This is a genomic window from Janthinobacterium sp. AD80 (assembly GCF_002878455.1).
Lineage (GTDB): Bacteria > Pseudomonadota > Gammaproteobacteria > Burkholderiales > Burkholderiaceae_D > Janthinobacterium.
In genome coordinates, this window is the sequence record NZ_NRDQ01000299.1 from 1 (window position 1) to 2,437 (window position 2,437).

Below are 2,437 nucleotides of genomic sequence, written 5' to 3' on the forward strand. Positions count from 1 at the left end.
GGCGCATTTGCAGGACCAGGCTGCCGCGCCATTCGCGCCGGCGCCCTTGCTGCTGCGCTGGCTGGCCGATGGCGTGCTGATACGGACAGGCGAAGGCGGGCGGGCGTGCTGAAGCAAGGCGATTACAGGGGCCAGCCGCAGGTGCCCCAGCCGGTGGCGTCGAGCGGATAGGCGTCGGCCGGCGCGGAGGAGGTCCGCTCTTCGCCGCCGTCCTGCCCCTGTTCCCGCTCCTGTCCCTGCTCCTGTGACTGGTCCTGTTCCTGTTCCGTCTTTGGCTGCCGGACCTGCGCCGGGCTGTCCGGCGCGATGCAGCGCACGGCCCAGGAGAGCAGGCGCCTCAATTGGCGCTCCCTGGCGCCGCCGCGCGGCGCAGCCGGTGGCACCGTCAAGCTTGCGCGTGGCGCCGCAGCAGCAGGCCGGCCGTGTCGCCGCTGCCGCAGCGGCCCGCCTTGTCGATGTGGAAGGCCGCGCCCAGCAAGGCCTGCACCTTGTCCAGGCGGTAGAGCAGTTCGGCGTGCTGCGGCCCGCCGTGGCCATGCGCGAAGCTGTCCGCGTCATGCGCCAGCAGCAGGAAAGTGCCGCCGGGCGCCACGGCCCTGGCCGCGCGCGCCAGTATCGGCGTCAATTCCTGCTGCGGCAGGTGCAGATAGGCCAGCAGCACCAGCTCAAACTGGCTGGCGCCGATGGCATAGTGGCGCAGGTCGGCCAGCACGAAGTCGATGCGCGCCTCGACCTGGCGCGCATGCGCCAGTTGCCGGCCCTTGTCGAGTCCCGCCTTGGCGAAATCGACGGCCCGCACCTGCCAGCCTTGCTGCGCCAGCCAGACCGCGTGGCGTCCGGTGCCGCTGGCCAGGTCGATCGCGCTGCCAGGTGCGAGGCCGGCCACTTCGGCGGCCAGCAGCGCGCTGGCGTCGCACGGCGCGGCGGCATCCTCGCCGGCATGGCGGCGGTTCCAGTCGGCGCTGTCCATCGGCCGCAGCGGCATGCCTGGCAGCGCAAAACGCGGGCGCGCGGCAGGGCCGGCGGCAGGAGCATGAATGGCTTGCATGTCGTTGTCGATCGAAGTGGCGATGCGTCCATCGTAGCGCCGCGCCAGGCGCGCCGGAAGGCGTGCCGCGCGCAATGTATCCATGCGTCTGACGCCATGGGCCGAGTAAATCATGCTAAGGTAAGAAACTATGTCGATACCCGATCTGAACCTGTTAATCACCCTCGATGTGCTGCTGGCGGAAGGCAGCGTCACGCGCGCCGCGCGGCGCTTGCGCCTGAGTCCATCGGCAATGAGCCGCGCCCTGGCGCGCCTGCGCGAGACGACCGGCGACCCGCTCCTGGTGCGCGCCGGCCGTGAACTGGTGCCCACGCCGCGCGCGCTGGAATTGCGCGAGCGGGTGGGCCAGCTGGTGGGCGAGGCGCTGGCCGTGCTGGGTCCGGCGCAGCGGCTCGATCCGCGCCAGCTGGAGCAGACCTTCACGCTGCGTTCGAGCGATGGTTTCGTGGAAAATTTCGGTCCCGCGCTGCTCGCGCATATCGGCGCGCAGGCGCCCGGCGTGCGTTTGCGCTTCGTGCAAAAGGTCGACCGCGAAAGCGTGCAGCTGCGCGAGGGCAGCATCGACCTGGAGACGGGCGTGATCGGCAGTTTCACCAGCCCGGAAGTGCGCACGCGCAGGCTGTTCGGCGACCGTTTCGTCGGCGTGGTGCGCAGCGGCCATGCGCTGGCGCAGGGCGAGATCAGCGCCGAGCGCTACGCGGCCGGCCAGCACGTGCTTGTGGCGCGGCGCGACCAGGATACGGGGCCGATGGATGATGCGCTGGCCGCGCTGGGACTGCAGCGCAGCATCGCCAGCATCGTCGGCGGCTTTACGGCGGCGCTGGCGCTGGCCGATGGCTCCGACCTGATCGCCACCGTGCCGGAACGGCACACGGGCAATCTGCGCGCCGGCATGTTCAGCTTTGCGCTGCCCTTGCGCATGCCGGACCTGACCGTGTCCCTGATGTGGCATCCGCGCATGGATGCCGACCCCGCCCACCGCTGGCTGCGCGGCTGCGTGGTCGACGCCTGCGCCAGCCAGGTCGGCGCTGCCTGACGCCGCCGGCGTCTGTCTTCTAGCGCTGCACCGGCCCGTCAAAGCCGCCCGCCATGGCCGTGTAGCCATGGGCCGTGGCGATGGCCACGTCGCGGTGCGCCGTCACCAGCTGCTCCTGCGTGGCCAGGGCGATGCGTTCTGCTTCGAGCACGCCCAGCAGGCTTTCCGCGCCTTCCTGGTAGCGCACCCTGGCCAGGCGCGCGCTTTCCTGCGCCAGCTGGTGCGCCTCGCGCAGTTCCGCATGGCGGCTGCGCAGCTGCACCCATTGCGCGATGGCGCTGTCGGTTTCTTCCAATGCCAGCGCCAGCGCCTTGTCGAAGCCGGCCTGCGCGGCCAGCACCTCGGCACCGGCG

Annotated in this window: 4 protein-coding genes; 1 reads left to right on the forward strand and 3 read right to left on the reverse strand. The window is 71.2% G+C overall.

Annotated features, from left to right (window positions below; genetic code table 11):
- Positions 1 to 122: 122 nt before the first annotated feature.
- The gene (locus tag JaAD80_RS28895) at positions 123 to 341 is read right to left on the reverse strand and encodes a hypothetical protein (protein ID WP_146012606.1); all 219 of its coding nucleotides are present in this window, start codon (positions 339 to 341) and stop codon (positions 123 to 125) included.
- A 44-nt stretch (positions 342 to 385) separates the two neighbouring features.
- Complete coding sequence (locus tag JaAD80_RS28900; protein WP_180979653.1) at positions 386 to 1,132, reverse strand: bifunctional 2-polyprenyl-6-hydroxyphenol methylase/3-demethylubiquinol 3-O-methyltransferase UbiG; 747 nt, start codon at positions 1,130 to 1,132, stop codon at positions 386 to 388.
- A gap of 46 nt (positions 1,133 to 1,178) precedes the next feature.
- Here JaAD80_RS28900 and JaAD80_RS28905 point away from each other — a divergent pair, with 46 nt between their 5' ends.
- On the forward strand, positions 1,179 to 2,084 hold the full coding sequence (locus JaAD80_RS28905) for a LysR family transcriptional regulator (protein ID WP_102299625.1): 906 nt from the start codon (positions 1,179 to 1,181) through the stop codon (positions 2,082 to 2,084).
- Between the two features lie 19 nt (positions 2,085 to 2,103).
- On the opposite strand, the gene JaAD80_RS28910 is transcribed toward JaAD80_RS28905, so the two are convergent.
- The coding region (locus tag JaAD80_RS28910) for a TolC family protein (protein WP_146012607.1) at positions 2,104 to 2,437 on the reverse strand (334 nt) is incomplete at its 5' end.